Below are 16635 nucleotides of genomic sequence, written 5' to 3'. Positions count from 1 at the left end.
CGGTGCGGTCAGTCCTGGCGGCGGGCGCCGAACATGATCTCGTCCCAGGTCGGCACCGAGGCGCGCCGCCCTCGGGCCTTCTTGGCGGGCCGTGCCGGAGCCGGAGCCGGCTTCGGCGGCTCGGCGGCGGGCTTGTCCACCACGGGCTTGTCCGCCACGGGCTTGTCGGCCTGACCGTCTCGCGTCGCCCTGTCCGCCGGCTTGTCCGCCTGCCGAGCCGTCTCCTGGACCGGCTCTGCCGGTGCGGGCCGCTCGTCCGTGCTGACGCGTGCCGCGGGCACGGCTATCGAGGACTCCTGGGCCGCCTCCGGTCCGGCCGCGGGCTCGACGGCGGCGGGCTTCCTCACCTCGGGTGCGGCCGTCGCCGCCGCGGGCTCGGCCTGCTCGGCGGGCGGGGAGAACCGTTCCCGGACGGGCTCGGGGCCGGCCTTGTCGGGCGTGGCCTCGGCCGCCGGAACGGCCTCGGCTGCAGGCAGGGTCTCGGCGACCGTCACGACGACCGGTTCGAGCACCGGCTCAGATCCGGACACCGGTCCGGACATGATCTCCGCGGCCGTGGGTTCGAGGACGGACGGCTCGGGGGCGGGCGCGCTTTCCGGCTCCGCCTCCGGCCTCGGTGCCGCGACCGGCGCGACCGGTGCGGCGGGCTCGGCAGGCCAGACCGTCTCGCGCGCGGTGGCGGGCGCCGGCGCGAGGCCGGGCGCCCTGATCGGCTCCGGAGCCCTGATCGGCGCGTAGCCGGGCGCGTCCGGGGCGCGCAGCGGCGGCACCGTGGACCGCGGTGCTTCGTATCCGGCCGGGATCGGCGGCATCGGTGGCTGCTCGTAGGCGGCCGGAGGCTCGGGCCGGGCGGAGGCCGCCGGAACCTCGGGCTCGGCGTGGGAGGGCGGGGACGGCTTCGCCGGGGCCGGCGGCTCGTTGCGCACCACCGAGGGGAACGACACCGGCGGCTGGTTCAGCGGTTCGGGTGCCAACGGCGGCACGGGCGTGAGCTTGGCCACACGCGGCACGAACGGGGTGACGATGGAGTCCTCGGCCGGCTCGACGTACTCGCCGGCGGACAGGCGCATCGCCTCGTCGTCGTGTGGCGTGATGTGACGCCGCCGCGGATCGAAGATCCACTCCGCGTTGCGGTTGTGACCGTTCCAAACGAAACCGAGCTTGATCCGCCACAGGTTGTCGTCCCTTTTGGCGGAGTCCCAGTCGATCTCGTCGGCGGGCACGCCGCGACGGGTCAGCCGCTCGGCGACCAGGTCACCGAGGGTGGGACCGGGAGCGGAGTCGCCCGGCAGCCGCACGGCGCAGCGCTGCGCCTGCTGAGCCATGTACTCACGTTCCTGGAGCACGGGGCCCTCGAACCATCGCACGCGCTCGACCGGGATGCCCGCCGTGGCGGCGATCTCCTCCGCGGTCTCGCCGGCACGGATCCGGGCCTGGATCTCCTTGGGGCGCAACGGACTCTCCACTTCGATCTCGTACTGGCCGAGACGGGAGAAGTTGCCGCGGACGGCAGCACGGAGCCGGTCGTCGACGGGCAGCGTGAACCGGGTTCCCCGGCCGGCTGTCGCCAGCACGAGATAGGTCCCGTCCTCACTCACCGCGACGAGTCGGAGCTCCTGCATGCGAGTCCCTTCGTCGTCGTGCTCAATCTTCCCCCGGACCCTTGAGTCTCTCGCGTGTGCCGGTTGCCTGCCAGCACCGTACCCGGCATGTCCGAACATCGCCTTCCTGGATGGGGCTCGCAGCGATGTGACGCCGGTCACATTTGCTCCATTCATCTACTTAACGGGCACCGGTGTGGAGCAGCACGTTCGGAGTCCTCGACGGATTCTCCCGAATAACCACGGGTGCCGTCGCGGACTTGGAGCAAGAGCCGCCAGATGACGTCGGGGCCCGTCCGCCGGCCTCCGGGCGGCGTGCTCCGGCTGTGGGGAGGTGCGGCGGCGAGCCCATGCGGTCCGCGCAGGTGAAGACGCCGGTGCCGGCACAGGTGATTGCGGCGACCGGTGTGGCGTGCAGCGGCGGTCGGTCTGAACGGCGGGAGAATGTCATCTCCGGCGTACTCCCTCGGGGTTGGGCGGCGCGGGCGTCTGCGAATCTGCCTGTCGCACAGGTCACAGGAACAACAGGACACGCGGATGCGTCATTCTTCGAGGGAGCCTTTACGCACCCCTTTACCGAAAGCTCGTGAGAAGGGACTGATTCGGGGAATGGGCGGCCGGCAGAGGTTCGAGCTGAGCATGCCGCAGATCGTGGGGGGCGCCCTGGCCACGATGACGGCGGCGGTGGCCGCATCGTATCTGGGCGTCGCCGGCACGGTGATCGGCGCGGCCGTGATGAGCGTGGGCAGCACGGTCGGCGGGGCCGTCTACACCCACTACCTCAAACGCACCGGTGACCAGCTCACCCTCCTTGTGGGTCACGAGGCGGGAGGGCAGGCCGATGACGACCCGCCTAGGAAGGTGGAGGGCAAGGGCGAGCTCGCGACGGCCGTGCAGGCCACCATACGGGACGAGGCCCCGGCGAGAAGGGTCGCCGGGGGCGCTCCGGTGGATCCGGACGCCCCGACCTCGGTCTTCCCCGTCGTCGGCGCCGCCGGGCAGGGCCTCGACGGCCTGGACGACCTCGTCCTGGTGGACGTCGACCCGGCCACGGCCGAGCTGCCCCGGATCACCGGGGGGCCGCGGGTCAAGGTCTGGTCGCCGGCGGTGACGGCGGTGACGGCGGTGGTGACGTTCGCGCTCGGCATGGGGGTCATCCTGGGGTTCGAGGGGCTCACCGGACAGCCCGTGTCGAGCACGATCAAGGGCGAACAGGGCTCGGGCACCAGCCTCAACCCCGGTGCCGACAAACGGGACAGGAGGCCCGAGCGGGTCAAGCAGTCCAGGCCGGCCGCTCCGTCCTCCCCGGCGGCGACCCCTGACGAGACCGCCGGGCCGGCCGCGACCACCGATCCAGGGCGGACCGGATCGCCGTCGGCGGAGCCCACCGCGGAGCCCACCGGCTCTCCCACGCCCCCGGCCCGCACGCCGACCCCGGCTCCGACGGCCACTCTCGCCCCGGTCGACCCGGAGCCGGAGCCCACCGCGGATCCGACCGGCCCGCAGCCCCCGGGCGAGACGGACCTCCCCGCTCAGGAGGAGGTCCAGGGGGACGGCACGCCGGACCGGCAGAGCCCGTCCGAAGGTCAGTGAGAGGACGCCGGGCCGTGCGGCCGGTTCATCCCAGGACGGCGTTCAGATAGTCGTTGGCGAACACCCGCCCCGGGTCGAGCCGGTCCCGTAGCGTCCGGAAGTCGCCGAACCGGGGATAGACCGTCGCCAGGTAGGCCGCGTCGCGTGTGTGGAGCTTTCCCCAGTGCGGCCGGCCGCCCAACCCGGTCATGATCTCTTCGACACCCTCGAAGTAGGCCGGGTTCGGCGTCGGCCGGTAGATGTGGCAGGCGACATAGGCCGACTCCCTGCCATAGGCGGTGGACAGCCACGCGTCGCTGGCCGGGGTGACCCGCACCTCGATCGGAAAGGTGATCTTCCAGTTCCGCCGTTCCACCAGGTCGCGGGTCTCGCGCAGGGCCTGGCCGAGGTGCTCACGCGGGATCGCGTACTCCATCTCCAGGAACCGCACCTCCCGCACGCTCGTGAAGATCTTGTATGAGGTGTCGGTGTGGGTCGAGGCCGACAGTGCCGCCGCCGAGATCGCGTTGAGCCGGGGAATCGCGCCCGGGAAGCGCGCGCCGACCCCGCACAGCGCGCCGAACAGGGTGTTCTCCAGGAAGGTGTTGTCGAGCCAGTGCCGGAACGCGCCGGGCGGGTCGGCCGGCCCCGCGCTGCGGTTGTTCCGCTTGGTCAGGCAGGTGTCGGTGTGGGGCAGCCAGAAGAAGTCCAGGTGCTCGTTGCCCGAGGTGATCTCGTCGAGCGAGTCGAGGATCTCGGTCAGCCTCATCGGCTGCCGGGTGCTGCGCAGCAGGAACGACGGCTCCACCCGGAAGGTCACCGCGGTCACCACGCCCAGCGCGCCCAGACCGACCCGGGCGGCGTCGAACAGGTCACGCTCGCTCACTCCGTCGCGGATCTTGCCGGTGCCGTCGCGGGAGACCGTGACGACCTCGCCGTCGGCGAGCACCAGTTCCAGTCCGAGCACCTGGTCGGCCAGTCCGCCGACCGCCCTGCCGGTGCCGTGGGTGCCGGTCTGGATGGCTCCGGCCAGGGTCTGGGCCGTGATGTCGCCCATGTTCGCCAGGGCCAGGCCCATCCGGTCGAGCTCCTCGTTGAGCACGTTGAGCGGCGTGCCGGCCGCCGCCGTCACCCAGCCGTCACCCGTCTCGCGGATCCCCGTCAGCGCGTCCGGCCGCAGCAGCAGGCCGTCGGTCAGCGCGACCCCGGTGAAGGAGTGCCCGGTGCCGACCATGCGCACCCGGCGTCCGGCGCCGGCGGCGTCCCGTACGGCCCGCGCCACCTCCTCCGTCGAGGAGGGCGTGCGGACCTCGGCCGCGGTGGCGGACTGGTTGCCGGCCCAGTTGCGGAAGACCTCGCTCATGCATGCTCCTTGCCTGTCGGCGTCACGGAGCGCGCATGGTCGATCCCGTGGTCATCGGTTCACATCCGCTCCGCTCGCGAATGTGAACGATACTCATGATTGCTGCTGAGGAACAGGGGTTCGCAGCCAGGCGGAGCCCCCGACACCGATGACCATGGCGAGGATGGCGCAGGCGAAGGAGAAACCGTAGGCGTTGGAGGCGCCGAAGGCGTCGGTGAGGCGGCCGCCCGCCCAGGCGCCGAGCGCCACGCCGAAGCCGACCGCCGTGGAGACCCATGACATGCCCTCGGTGAGCAGGTGGGCCGGGACCAGCCGTTCGATCAGCGTGTAACCGGTGATGATCGTCGGGGAGATGGCCAGCCCGGCGAGGAACAGCGCCGGGATCATGATCTTGACGTCGCCGATCAGCGCGATCGGGGTCAGCCCGAGCGCGAACACCGCCAGGGCGCGGACGAACCGGCTGCGCAGCGAGATCTTCCACTGCCGCGCGCCGTACCAGAGCCCGGAGACCAGGCTCCCGCCCGCGACCGAGGCGAGCAGCAGCCCGGCGGCGGCCTTGGCCCCGTGCTCCTCGGCGAACGCCACCGTGATCAGGTCCACCGAACCGAAGACCGCCCCCATCGCCAGGAAGACGCACGACAGCAGGGCCACTCCGGGGATGGTGATCGGGGTGCCCGAATGCCGGTCGCCACGGCGGACCGGCGGCTCGGTGCCGCGCTGCATCGCGAAGGCCAGGGTGCCCGCGATCGTGCAGACCACCGCGACGATCAGGCCGGCATAGGGGCTGGCCATGGTGGCCAGCGCGGTGACCAGCGCGGGCCCGGCGACGAAGATGACCTCGTCGGCGACCGACTCGAAGGAGAACGCCGCGTGCAGCTTGGCCGACCCGGCCAGCAGGTGCGACCAGCGGGCCCGCACGAGCGAGCCGAGCGACACCGCGCTCGCGCCGGCCACGACGCCGGTGCCGAACAGGGTCCACGCGGGCGCCCCGAACTCCGCGCAGAGCATCAGGCCGGTCAGCGCGGTGCCGTGTGCCAGGGTGAGCGGGACGATTACCCTGGCCTGGCCGAACCTGTCCACCAGGCGTCCCGTCAGGGGTGCGGCGACGGCGTAGGAGACGTTGACGGTGGCCGCGACCGCGCCCGCCATGGCGTAGGAGTCGGTGAGGGCCTCGATGAGCAGGATGATGCCGATGCCGAGCATCGACATCGGCATCCGCCCGACGAATCCCGCGATGACGAAACCCTTGACGCCGGGCGTGCTGAACAGCCCCCGGTACGGCCCGACCACTGACACTTCCCCCTCGCGCGCCTCAGGCGTAGATCGTACCGACGATTTCGCATCAAACCGCTGCCCAGCAAACCATTTTCCGTGCAATGGCACACATCATGGCTTATCCGGGCTAACGTGAGCGCGGTGTCGCATCTTCCCCGGTTGCGGGCGTTCGTCACGATGCTGGTCGTCGTGACCGCGTTCGCGGTCGTCGGCGGCGCGGTGTTCATCGCCACCCGCCCCGCCGACTCCCTTACGGCCACCACCACCGAGTCAGAGGTTCGGGACCTGGCCGGGATCATCCCCCAGGCCGGTCCCTCGGCGACCGCGCCGACCCCGGTGCCCCGCGGCACCGGCGGTGGTCCCGCGATCACACTGACTCCGCCCAGGCTGCTGGTGATCGCCCAGTCGACGCTGTCGCAGCAGACCAAGGAAGACATCTCCCGGCTCAGGCACGTCCAGAAGATCGACTCTTTCGACGGCGGAGCGGTCAAGGTGTCCGGGACGGGGCTCAATCTGCTCGCGGTCGATCCGGCCAGGTTTCGCGCATGGGCGCCGAAGGCCATGGCCGGGCAGCCCGAGGTCTGGAACGCGCTGGAGCGAGGGGAGTTCGTCGCCGACAGCGCGGCCGTGCGCCGGCTAGGACTGGTGCTCGGCTCGCAGTACCAGGTGGACGGCGGTCCCCGGCTGCGGGTCGCGGCGTCCGCCGCGCTGGGCCTGCCCGGCGTGGACGGCCTGGTGGGCGCGGAGACCGGGCGGCGGCTCGGACTGCTACCGGGCGTGGCGCTGCTGGTACACGGCCCGGAGAAGGCGGCCGCCGCCCTGAACGCCGGGGTGCGCAAGCTGCTGAGCTCGGGCGCGCAGGTGGTCACGGTGGGGGCGAGCCGTACGGTGCGCACCGCCGTCAAGGCGACCGTCCCGGCCAAGGGCGCCGACACCGGCAAAGCCGTCTCGACGGCCGCCGCGAGGAAGCCCGGCACCGGCGAGAGCGCCGGGCGGTCCCGGGCGGTCCGGCAGGTGACGGTCGGGCGGCCCGGCAGCTACCTGGAGCTGTATCGCAGGGCGGCCGGTGTCTGCCCGGGCCTGTCCTGGACGGTGCTGGCGGCGATCGGCCAGGTGGAGAGCTCGCACGGGCGCAACAACGGGCCGTCCTCGGCGGGAGCCCAGGGGCCGATGCAGTTCATGCCGGCCACCTGGAAGGTCTACGGCGTGGACGGCGACGGCGACGGCGTCGCGGACATCTGGAGCCCCTACGACGCCGTCCCATCGACGGCCAACTACCTGTGCGCCAACGGCGCCGGGCAGGGCGGCAAGAAGCTGGAGAAGGCCGTCTGGTTCTATAACCACTCTTGGTCGTATGTCGGCAAGGTCCTGTCCATCGCCCAGGGCTACGCCCGCGCCTACCCGTGACGGCTCGCCCCGGCTACTGGTGGAGCGGGCGGCGCGGCGGGGCGGGGCAGCAGGTGGCCGCGCAGGCGATCGGCTCGGGCTCGGCCAGCAGCTCGCCGATCATCGAGACGAACCGGGGGTGGGTGCCCGCGGTGGCGGCCCTGGCCAGGGGGAGGCCGATCTCCCCGGCCAGCTCCGCGGCCTCCACGTCGAGGTCGTAGACGACCTCCATGTGGTCGGAGACGAACCCGATCGGCACCAGCACGACCGCCGGGGCGTCGATCTCCCGCAGGTGGTCGCAGACGTCGGGCTCCAGCCACGGGACGTGCGGGGCGCCGCTGCGGCTCTGCCAGACCAGATCCCACCGCCGGTCGCCGCCCAGCTCGGCGGCGACGAGCGAGGCCGCCCGGCGCAGCTGCGCCTCGTACGCCCCGCCGCGCGGCCCGGCCGTGTCGGCCATCGAGGTCGGGATGCTGTGCGCGGTGAAGACCAGGCGTGCGGCGTCCCGGTGCTCGGCCGGCAGCTCCTCCAGGGCCTCGCGGGTGTGGTCCACCATGGCCGCGATGAAGCCGGGATGGTCGAAGTAGTGCCTGAGCTTGACGACTTCCGGAGCGTTCTCGACCGCCGCCCTGGCCAGCGCGATGTCGTCGATGTACTGCCGGCAGGCGGAGTAGGAGCTGTAGGCGGCGGTGACGAGGGCCGCCGACCTGCGCACGCCGTCGGCGGCCATCTGCCGGAGCGTGTCCTCCAGATAGGGGTGCCAGTTGCGGTTTCCCCAGTACACCGGCAGGTCGATGGTCGGCTCGACCGCGGCGATGAGGTCACGGCACTGCTGGTTGATCGGGCTCGTCCCGCCGAAGCGCTGGTAGTGCGCCTCGACCTCCAGCAGACGCTCGCGCGGGATCCCCCGGCCCCGCACCACGTTCTCCAGAAACGGCATCACGTCGTCGGGCTTCTCCGGCCCCCCGAACGAGACGACGAGCAGCGCGTCGTAAGTCCCCATGGCATTCATCAAACCGCATGCCGGGGCGTCCTCTTGCATAGTCACCCCCGAATGTTCGCGACCGGTGTCCTTTTCGGGTGCGCGACCGGCGACGGGGTCCGGGGTAGGTTCGGATGGTGACCCCTTTCAACGACATTCGCGACTATGTCGGCCTACCGCGGGTGACGTCCCTGCGGCTCTCCCCTGACGGGACCCGCCTGGTCGGCGTGGTCCAGGCACTGAACCCCGACGGCAGGTCCTACGGGACGTCCCTGTGGGAGATCCCCCTCGACGGCCGCGCGCCGTACCGGCTGACCCGGTCCGTCAAGGGCGAGGCCGGGGCGGAGTTCACCGCCGCCGGAGATCTGCTGTTCGGTTCGCGCCGTCCCGACCCGACGGTCAAGGACGCCGACGAGGAGGTCCCGGCGCTCTGGTTGCTGCCCGCGGCCGGTGGCGAGGCCAGGCAGATCGCCTCCAGGCCCGGCGGCGTGGCCGGATTCGCGACCGGCGGCCGGAGCGTGATCTTCGGCTCCGACGTCCTGCCCGGCGACGAGGCGACCGAGGACGAGCGGCGCAAGAGCCGCAAGGAAGCCGGGATCGGCGCGATCCTGCACGAGAGCGCCCTGGTGCGTTACTGGGATCACGACCTCGGGCCGGGCGAGCCCAGGCTGTTCGCCGGCGTTCTCGGCGACGACCGGCTGACCGAGGTCAAGGACCTCACCCCGCAGCCGGGCAAGGCACTGGTCAACGCCTCCTACGACGTGACCCCTGACGGCGCGACGGTCGTGACGACCTGGACGGTGCCGCTGCCGCTGGGCGAGCAGCGCTCCCGGCTGGTGGCGATCGACGCGGCCGACGCCGGAGCCCAGCGGGTCCTGGCCGAGCAGGACGGTCATGACTTCGAAGGCCCGGTCCGGGTCTCGCCCGACGGGCGCCTGGTGGCGTGCGTGCGCGCCAACCACGCCGACACCGGCACGATCCCCGAGCCCACCCTGTGGATCGTCGATCTGGCCACCGGCGAGGGGCACGCCGTCGGCGCCGGGCTGTGGCCTGCGGACGTCGCCTGGGCGCCCGACTCCCGCGCCCTGTACGTGGCCGCCGACCACCAGGGCCGCCGTCCGATCTTCCGGGTCCCTGCCGACGGCGCCGAGCCCGTGCGGCTCACCGCCGACGACGCCGCCTACCTGTCGCTGGGCGTCGCGCCCGACGGCGCCGTCTACGCGCTGCGCAGCGCCGTGGACCACGCCCCGGGGCCGGTCCGCGTCGCGGCCGACGGCACGATCGAGGAACTGGCCTCGCCGGCGCCCGACCTGGAACTGCCCGGCACCCTGACCGAGGTCGCCACGACCGCCGACGACGGCACGACGGTGCGGGGCTGGCTGGTGCTGCCAGAGGGCGCCTCGGCGGAGAACCCGGCGCCGTTCCTGCTGTGGATCCACGGTGGCCCGCTGGGGAGCTGGAACGACTGGTCCTGGCGGTGGAACCCGTGGATCATGGCCCAGCACGGCTACGCCGTGCTCATGCCCGACCCGTGCCTGTCCACCGGCTACGGGCCCGAGATGATCCGGCGCGGCTGGGCCGACTGGGGCCCGCGCACCCACGCCGACCTGATGGCGATCACCGACGCCGCGCTGGAGCTGCCGGAGGTCGACGCCACCCGGACCGCCGCCATGGGCGGTTCGTTCGGCGGTTACATGGCCAACTGGGTCGCCGGGCACACCGACCGCTTCAAGGCGATCGTCACCCATGCCTCCCTTTGGCACCTGGACCAGTTCGCCGGAACCACCGACGCCCCCATGTACTGGCAGCGGGAGTTCGGCGCGGTCGGCGGCGAACTGTACGGCAAGCTCTCCCCGCACCGGTCGCTGGCACGGATCTCGACGCCGATGCTGGTCGTCCACGGCGACAAGGACTACCGGGTGCCCATCGGCGAGGGCCTGCGCCTGTGGTGGGATCTGCAGCGTTCGGGGGTGGAGTCGAAGTTCCTCTACTTCCCCGACGAGAACCACTGGGTGCTCAAGCCGGGCAACGCCGTGGTCTGGTACGAAACCGTCCTCGCCTTCCTCGCCCAGCATGTTCTCGGCCTGGAATGGAAGCGGCCGGAGTCGCTTTCATGAGTCCGCCGGGCAGCGGAGCCGACCGTGAAGTGACGAGGAGGGAGCGGCTGTGGAAACCGTAGGGACCTTCGCCCACCTGGCCGAGGAGATCGCCAGGGAGGCCGGGGAGATGCTGCTGGCCAAACGGCCGGCCCGGCCCGAGGTGCTGGCCACCAAGTCCAGCCCCACCGACGTGGTGACCGCGCTGGACAAGGCCTCCGAGGAGCTGATCCGCTCCAGGATCAGGGCGGTCAGGCCGGACGACGCGATCCTCGGCGAGGAGGGCGGCTCGACCGGCGGCGGCCGGGTCCGCTGGATCGTGGATCCGATCGACGGGACGGTCAACTTCCTGTACGGCCTGCCCGACTGGGCGGTCAGCATCGCCGTCGAGGTCGACGGCGAGGTCGTGGCGGGCGTGGTCAACGTCGTGCCCCGGGGCGAGGTCTTCACCGCGGCCAGAGGGGAGGGCGCGTGGCTGGCGGGGGAGCGGCTGCGCTGCAACACCGATGTGCCGCTGGAGCGGGCCCTGATCGCCACCGGGTTCGGCTACGAGGTCGGACGGCGCAAGGTCCAGGCGGAGGTGTTGGCCGAGGTGGTGCCGCGCGTGCGTGACATCCGCCGGGCCGGGTCGGCGGCGGCGGACCTGTGCTCGGTGGCGGCCGGTCGGGTGGACGGCTACTACGAGCGGGGCCCGCAGATCTGGGACTACTCGGCCGGGGGCCTGGTCGCCACCGAGGCCGGGGCCGTGATCGGCGGGTTGAACGGCCGGCCGGCCAACCCGGACCTCACGCTCTGCGCGGCGCCCGGCCTGTTCGAGGAGCTGCACGACCTGCTGGTGCCGCTGAACCCCGAGCGCGACGCCTGAGGCGGAGCGCGACGTCCGAGGCGCGCCCGGAACGCCTCGTGGGAACGCCTCGCGCCCGGAACGCCTCGCGCGTGAGGCGGAGGTCATGGGCGCGCGGTGAAACGTCCGCGCACGAGAGAGCCCCCCGGCGCGTCGCCGGGGGGCTCTCTCCACATCAGCGCTGAACGGGGACGCCGTTGTCCGTGGCCAGACGGCGGAGATCCTCGATCTCGGCGGTGAAGGTGTCGGCGAGGTAGTCGTCACCGGCGGATCTGGCCTCTTGCAGGTTCTTGTAGGCCTGGTCGAGGCGGTTTTCGATCGTGGTCGTGAACTCGCCCATCTCACCTTCTTTCTCAACGGGGGCTGAAGGGTAGGGCTGATTTGGGGGTTGGCTCCGGCTGTACCCACCATCAGGCATGGACTAAACCTGTATGTGTCACACATCACGGACAGTGCCGTCGTGGCCCCGGCTTACCGCCGACTTACGGGGGGTGTGGCGACAATGAGTAGCCGCTCCAGCGGCTTTTTTCCCTACTTCGCGGGAGGTACCAGAGGCCGTGCGGGTGCTTGTGGTTGAGGACGAGCGGGTGCTCGCCGATGCGATCGCGACCGGGCTGCGGCGCGAGGCCATGGCCGTGGACGTGGCCTACGACGGCGCCGGTGCGCTGGAACGGACCGGCTACATCGACTACGACGTGATCGTCCTGGATCGTGACCTGCCCAAGGTCCACGGGGACGAGGTCTGCCGTCGCCTGGTGGCCGAGCGGACCGCGTCGCGGATCCTGATGCTGACCGCGTCCGGTGACGTCGACGACAAGGTCGAGGGACTGGGGCTGGGCGCCGACGACTACCTGGCCAAGCCCTTCGTGTTCATCGAGCTCGTGGCGCGGGTGCGGGCACTGGGCCGCCGCTCGGCCCCGGCGCTGCCGCCGGTGCTGGAGCGCTCCGGGGTGCGCCTGGACCCGGGCAAGCGGCTGGTCACCAGGAACGGGGAGGAGATCGCGCTCACCAAGAAGGAGTTCGCGGTCCTTGAGGAGCTGATGCGCGCCGAGGGCGCCGTCGTCAGCCAGGAGGACCTGCTGGACAAGGCGTGGGACGAGAACATCGATCCGTTCACCAACGTGGTGCGCGTCACCATGATGACCCTGAGGAAGAAGCTGGGCGAGCCTCAGGTGATCGAGACGGTGCCCGGGGTCGGATACAAGTTGTGAGTTTTCCAGCAGGCGGGGGAGAGGAACGGCCGGCGGCCGGCGAGCCGCAGGGTTCCGTGCCCACTCACCCGATGATCAGCCCGCATTCCGGGAGGAGGGCCGGCAAGGGCGAGCGGCCGGTCCCCGCTCCCACGACGCCCGCGGTCGTCTCTTCGGCGCGGCTTCAGCCTCCGCCGCCGACCGGTCCGCCGGTGTGGGACGGCCCGCCTCCGGTGGACGCCTCCGCCGCGCGGCCGACGTTCCTCGACCGGGTGCGGGCGGTCGTCGACCGGGTCAGCATCCGGTGGCGGCTCACCATCACCTACGGCGTGCTGTTCTTCGTGGCCGGGATGCTGCTGCTGTTCGTGATCTACATGATGGTGGGCTGGGCCATCAACGAGGCCTGGCCGGGCGTCACGTTGCCGGACGCGCCGCTCGCCTACGAGCAGAAGTTCCAGCAGCAGTGGACCTGGTACCAGCACGCCGCGATCGACGAGGCGCGCAAGGCCCTGCTCAGCCGATCGCTGCTGGCCCTGGCCGGCGTGGGCATCCTGGCGATCATCATCGGCTACCTCGTCGCCGACCGGGCGCTCAAGCCGATCCAGCAGATGACCGCGACGGCCCGAAAGCTCTCCGGCACCACGCTCGCCCACGAGCGGATCGGCCTCAAGGGCCCGGACGACGAGCTCAAGGAGCTGGCCGACACCTTCGACGCCATGCTGACCAGGCTCAATGTGGCGTTCGACACACAGCGGAGGTTCGTGGCCAACGCCTCGCACGAGCTGCGCACCCCGTTGACGATCAATCGGACGGTCCTGGAGATCGCTCTGGGGGACCCCGAGGCCTCGGGCGACCTCAAGGCGCTGGGCCGTACCCTCCTGGAGGTCAACGCCCGCAACGAGCAGCTCATCGAGGGGTTGCTGCTGCTGGCCCGCAGCGAGCGCGAGCTGAGCGTGCGCAAGCCGGTGGACATGAAGGACGTCGCCGAGACCGTCGTCGACCAGCTGGCCTCGCGTGCCGAGGAGGCCGGGGTCACCATGACCGCCGAGCTGCAGAGCGCCGGGACCGAAGGCGATCCGGTCCTGCTGGAGCGTTGCATGGCCAACCTGGTGGAGAACGCGATAAAGCACAACCTCTCGGAATCCGGACGTCTTTGGGTGCGGACGGGAATGGTGGAGGGGGCCCTGGTTGTTCAGGTGGCCAACACGGGGCCGCATGTCCCCGCATACGAGGTGAACAGCCTGTTCGAGCCGTTTCGGCGGCTCAACGCCGACCGGGTCGAATCGGCGCGGGGGGCGGGTCTCGGGTTGTCCATCGTCCGTGCGGTCGTGCGGGCTCACGGGGGCAACGTGGCCGCCGTCCCCAGGGACGGAGGAGGCCTCGTGGTGACCGTGAGACTCCAATCACGTTGATCCGGCGGGGGGCGTCTCGTTCACGCCGTACATGTGGTTGGATGTGCCGTCGAACACGGTGGTTCATGCCGCCAATGATGTGGTTTACGCCATATTTGGCTAACCACGCCTATTGGCGGTGTGTCTCACGCGTGTAGGGAGGTTCAGTGACCATTCCGGCGGGGTACCGAAGCAGAATCTCTCTGTCGGATCGGGCACAAGTTGGGCCTCTCAGACGTTACACACGCGCGAGCCGGCGCAGACGGATCGACGAGCGCAAACAGGATAGATGAGGGGGATGGAGCAGACCGATGGCTACCGATTACGACAGCCCACGCAAGACTGACGACGACCTCAACGAGGACAGTCTTCAGGAACTGCAGGCACGCCGTACCGACAAGTCCTCGGGCAGCATCGACATCGACGAGACGGATCTCGCCGAGTCGCTCGAACTGCCAGGTGCGGATTTGTCCAACGAGGAGCTTTCGCTCCGGGTGATTCCTCGTCAGGCCGACGAGTTCACCTGTGCGCGCTGTTTCCTCGTGCACCACCGCAGCCAGCTCGCCGTTGAGAGGAACGGCCAGCAGATCTGCCGGGAGTGCGCGGCCTGACGATGATTCCGATGGCCTGTCCGATGTGTGCCCTCCAATGGAAGGGTAGGGCCCCAGGACAGCCTTGAGGAGGTTCCGAGACATGACGTCAGAGAACAAACAGACCGGTGCCGAGCCGGGCGACTCCACGGCCGCGGAGTCGGCCGGCACGCCGGAGCACGAAGCGGCCGAGCTCGTCGGCAGGCTCACGGAGCCTGGTGAGATGGATGGCGCCGAGCGGCGACGGCTGCTCGGCCGCCTGACGATGACGCTGGCCGACGGGGCGAAGAAGGCCAAGGCCTCCGGGACGGGCCGTGGCCGGTGGCTGGCCGAGGTGTTCATGGCCGTGGCCCCCCGCATCCCCATCCGCGACCTCGCCACCCTCTCCGAGCACCACCACGGGCTCACCGCCGAAGCCCTCGCCGACGATCTGTCGCGCACCGCGTCCAAGGCCACCATGACGGTCGGCGCGATCGGCGGAGCCCTCGCCGCGGCCGAGTTCGCCGCCCCGCCCCTCCTGCTGTCCGCCCCCGCCCAGCTTGTGGCCGAGACCCTCGTGGTCGCCGCGATCGAGGTCAAACTCATCGCCGAGTTGCACGAGGTCTACGGCATACCGGTGCCCGGCACGGGCTCCCAGCGGGCGGTGGCCTTCGTGACCGCCTGGTCCAAGCAGCGCGGGGTCGATCCCATGGCTCCCGGCTCGGTCACCATCGCCCTGGGCGCCGCCACCAAGACCGCGCTGCGCAACCGGCTGATGCGCACCCTCGGGCGCCACCTGACCACCCTTGGTCCCTTCCTCACCGGAGCCGTGGCCGGCGGAGTGCTCAACCGCGCGGCGACCAGGAAGCTGGCCGACGTCGTCCGGGCCGATCTGAGGACTCATCGGGCACTTCCACGTGGAAAGTCATAGAATCGCCCGAAATGGGTAGTCGTTATAGGTAAGACGACTATCTGGAGGAATCTGTGCAGGGCCGCAGCTCATTTCTGATCGTGGCTAACCGCCTTCCCGTCGACCGGGTGGGTGAGAGCATGTGGCGGCGCAGTCCCGGCGGCCTGGTCACCGCGATCGCCCCCGTCCTCCAGCGCCGGGAAGGCGCCTGGATCGGCTGGCACGGCGCTCCCGAAGAACATCTCGACCCCTTCGACCACGACGGCATGCACCTCATCCCCGTGCCGCTGTCGGAGTCGGAGGTCGAGCTCTACTACGAGGGTTTCTCCAACGCCACGCTCTGGCCGCTCTACCACGACGTGGTCGCCACCCCGATCTACTCGCGCGTCACCTGGGAGGCCTACCGGACGATCAACGAGCGTTTCGCCCGGGCCACCGCCGCGGAGGCCGCCGACAACGCCGTCGTGTGGATCCAGGACTACCAGCTCCAACTGGTCCCGGCCATGCTGCGCGAACTCCGCCCCGACCTGCGCATCGGCTTCTTCCTGCACATCCCCTTCCCGCCGGTCGAGCTGTTCTCGCAGCTACCGTGGCGGCGGGAGATCGTCGAGGGCCTCCTCGGTGCCGACCTCGTCGGATTCCAGCGCCCCGGCGGCGCGTCCAACTTCATCCGGCTCTGCCGCCGCCTGCTCGGGCTCCAGCACCAGAAGAACGAGATCCAGGTGGGGGACCGGGTCGTGCGGGCCGCGGCGTTCCCGATCTCGGTGGACTTCGGCGAGCTCGACACCCTGGTCCGCCAGCCCCACATCATCGAGCGGGCCAAGGAGATCCGCGCCGAACTGGGCGACCCCGAATGCATGCTGCTCGGCGTCGACCGGCTCGACTACACCAAGGGCATCGGTCAGCGCCTGAAGGCGTTCGAGGAGCTGTTGTGCGAGGGCTCGATCAAGCCCGGGGAGGCGGCGTTCGTGCAGATCGCGACGCCGAGCCGGGAGCGGGTCGAGGAGTACATGCGGCTGCGCGACTCGATCGAGCTACAGGTCGGCCGGATCAACGGAGAGCAGGGGGAGCTCGGCCTGCAGCCGGTGCAGTACATGCACCAGTCCTACGGCCGTGACGAGCTGGCCTCGCTCTACCTGGCCGCGGACGTGATGGTGGTGACGCCGCTGCGCGACGGGATGAACCTCGTCGCCAAGGAGTACATCGCCTGCCACAACGACCTGCGCGGCGCGCTGGTGCTCAGCGAGTTCGCCGGGGCGGCCGACGAACTGCGCCAGGCGTTCATGGTCAACCCCTACGACATCGACGGGCTCAAGCGGATGATGCTGACCGCGATGCGGGCCACGCCGCACGATCTGTCCCGCCGGATGCGCTCGCTGCGCAGACGGGTGGCGACCTACGACGTGGACCGCTGGGCGAAGGAGTTTCTGGCCGCCCTCGAATTCTGACCCTCGGG

The 16635-nt window shown here is 70.9% G+C and carries 14 protein-coding genes; 9 read left to right on the top strand and 5 right to left on the bottom strand.

Annotation, left to right across the window (positions count from 1 at the left end):
* Window positions 1-8: 8 nt before the first annotated feature.
* Entirely contained in the window at window positions 9-1622 is a 1614-nt protein-coding gene (gene sepH, locus ACQPYK_RS35015) for a septation protein SepH (RefSeq protein WP_433240740.1), read from the bottom strand.
* Window positions 1623-2210: 588 nt separating this feature from the next.
* Between sepH and ACQPYK_RS35010 the strand changes: the two genes are divergently transcribed.
* On the top strand, window positions 2211-3194 hold the full coding sequence (locus ACQPYK_RS35010; RefSeq protein ID WP_433240737.1) for a hypothetical protein: 984 nt from the start codon (window positions 2211-2213) through the stop codon (window positions 3192-3194).
* A gap of 25 nt (window positions 3195-3219) precedes the next feature.
* Here the strand turns inward: ACQPYK_RS35010 and ACQPYK_RS35005 are convergent, their stop codons facing one another.
* Window positions 3220-4536: a D-arabinono-1,4-lactone oxidase gene (locus ACQPYK_RS35005; RefSeq protein ID WP_433240734.1), complete on the bottom strand. Its 1317-nt coding sequence runs from the start codon at window positions 4534-4536 to the stop codon at window positions 3220-3222.
* 93 nt (window positions 4537-4629) lie between these two features.
* Window positions 4630-5832 (bottom strand): MFS transporter, encoded by a 1203-nt coding sequence (locus ACQPYK_RS35000; protein WP_433240731.1) that lies wholly within the window; start codon window positions 5830-5832, stop codon window positions 4630-4632.
* A 120-nt stretch (window positions 5833-5952) separates the two neighbouring features.
* On the opposite strand from ACQPYK_RS35000, the gene ACQPYK_RS34995 reads away from it, so the two are divergent.
* A complete protein-coding gene (locus tag ACQPYK_RS34995; protein WP_433240728.1) occupies window positions 5953-7218 on the top strand; it encodes a lytic murein transglycosylase in 1266 nt (421 codons plus the stop codon).
* A 13-nt stretch (window positions 7219-7231) separates the two neighbouring features.
* On the opposite strand, the gene ACQPYK_RS34990 is transcribed toward ACQPYK_RS34995, so the two are convergent.
* Window positions 7232-8200 (bottom strand): ferrochelatase, encoded by a 969-nt coding sequence (locus ACQPYK_RS34990; protein ID WP_433240725.1) that lies wholly within the window; start codon window positions 8198-8200, stop codon window positions 7232-7234.
* A 113-nt stretch (window positions 8201-8313) separates the two neighbouring features.
* Here ACQPYK_RS34990 and ACQPYK_RS34985 point away from each other — a divergent pair, with 113 nt between their 5' ends.
* Window positions 8314-10296: a S9 family peptidase gene (locus ACQPYK_RS34985; RefSeq protein ID WP_433240722.1), complete on the top strand. Its 1983-nt coding sequence runs from the start codon at window positions 8314-8316 to the stop codon at window positions 10294-10296.
* A gap of 49 nt (window positions 10297-10345) precedes the next feature.
* Window positions 10346-11140, top strand: coding sequence for an inositol monophosphatase family protein (locus ACQPYK_RS34980; protein ID WP_433240720.1), 795 nt, complete (start codon window positions 10346-10348; stop codon window positions 11138-11140).
* 154 nt (window positions 11141-11294) lie between these two features.
* Here the strand turns inward: ACQPYK_RS34980 and ACQPYK_RS34975 are convergent, their stop codons facing one another.
* Complete coding sequence (locus ACQPYK_RS34975) at window positions 11295-11459, bottom strand: hypothetical protein (RefSeq protein WP_433240717.1); 165 nt, start codon at window positions 11457-11459, stop codon at window positions 11295-11297.
* 217 nt (window positions 11460-11676) lie between these two features.
* Here ACQPYK_RS34975 and ACQPYK_RS34970 point away from each other — a divergent pair, with 217 nt between their 5' ends.
* The 5 genes from ACQPYK_RS34970 (at window position 11677) to ACQPYK_RS34950 (ending at window position 16627) form a co-directional block, all read left to right on the top strand.
* The gene (locus ACQPYK_RS34970) at window positions 11677-12330 is read left to right on the top strand and encodes a response regulator transcription factor (protein ID WP_433240714.1); all 654 of its coding nucleotides are present in this window, start codon (window positions 11677-11679) and stop codon (window positions 12328-12330) included.
* Window positions 12331-12401: 71 nt separating this feature from the next.
* A complete protein-coding gene (locus tag ACQPYK_RS34965) occupies window positions 12402-13721 on the top strand; it encodes a sensor histidine kinase (RefSeq protein WP_433259014.1) in 1320 nt (439 codons plus the stop codon).
* A 290-nt stretch (window positions 13722-14011) separates the two neighbouring features.
* Window positions 14012-14311 carry a DUF4193 domain-containing protein gene (locus tag ACQPYK_RS34960; RefSeq protein WP_012893211.1) on the top strand — a complete coding sequence of 100 codons (300 nt, stop codon included), beginning with the start codon at window positions 14012-14014 and terminating at the stop codon, window positions 14309-14311.
* 82 nt (window positions 14312-14393) lie between these two features.
* Window positions 14394-15200: a hypothetical protein gene (locus ACQPYK_RS34955; RefSeq protein ID WP_433240710.1), complete on the top strand. Its 807-nt coding sequence runs from the start codon at window positions 14394-14396 to the stop codon at window positions 15198-15200.
* 53 nt (window positions 15201-15253) lie between these two features.
* Window positions 15254-16627 (top strand): alpha,alpha-trehalose-phosphate synthase (UDP-forming), encoded by a 1374-nt coding sequence (locus tag ACQPYK_RS34950; RefSeq protein ID WP_433240707.1) that lies wholly within the window; start codon window positions 15254-15256, stop codon window positions 16625-16627.
* Window positions 16628-16635 lie beyond the last annotated feature (8 nt).

Source organism: Streptosporangium sp. CA-135522, from assembly GCF_050949235.1.
Taxonomy (GTDB): domain Bacteria; phylum Actinomycetota; class Actinomycetes; order Streptosporangiales; family Streptosporangiaceae; genus Streptosporangium.
Note: the sequence above shows the minus strand (reverse complement) of the source record. Positions and strands in the feature narration are given on the sequence as shown.

What these genes read in the sequence shown, in the direction of transcription:
- sepH (WP_433240740.1), bottom strand. Translation starts at nt 1,622, where the DNA reads ATGCAGGAGCTCCGACTCGTCGCGGTGAGTGAGGACGGGACCTATCTC.
- ACQPYK_RS35010 (WP_433240737.1), top strand. Translation starts at nt 2,211, where the DNA reads ATGGGCGGCCGGCAGAGGTTCGAGCTGAGCATGCCGCAGATCGTGGGG.
- ACQPYK_RS35005 (WP_433240734.1), bottom strand. Translation starts at nt 4,536, where the DNA reads ATGAGCGAGGTCTTCCGCAACTGGGCCGGCAACCAGTCCGCCACCGCG.
- ACQPYK_RS34990 (WP_433240725.1), bottom strand. Translation starts at nt 8,200, where the DNA reads ATGGGGACTTACGACGCGCTGCTCGTCGTCTCGTTCGGGGGGCCGGAG.
- ACQPYK_RS34985 (WP_433240722.1), top strand. Translation starts at nt 8,314, where the DNA reads ATGGTGACCCCTTTCAACGACATTCGCGACTATGTCGGCCTACCGCGG.
- ACQPYK_RS34975 (WP_433240717.1), bottom strand. Translation starts at nt 11,459, where the DNA reads ATGGGCGAGTTCACGACCACGATCGAAAACCGCCTCGACCAGGCCTAC.
- ACQPYK_RS34965 (WP_433259014.1), top strand. Translation starts at nt 12,402, where the DNA reads ATGATCAGCCCGCATTCCGGGAGGAGGGCCGGCAAGGGCGAGCGGCCG.
- ACQPYK_RS34960 (WP_012893211.1), top strand. Translation starts at nt 14,012, where the DNA reads ATGGCTACCGATTACGACAGCCCACGCAAGACTGACGACGACCTCAAC.
- ACQPYK_RS34955 (WP_433240710.1), top strand. Translation starts at nt 14,394, where the DNA reads ATGACGTCAGAGAACAAACAGACCGGTGCCGAGCCGGGCGACTCCACG.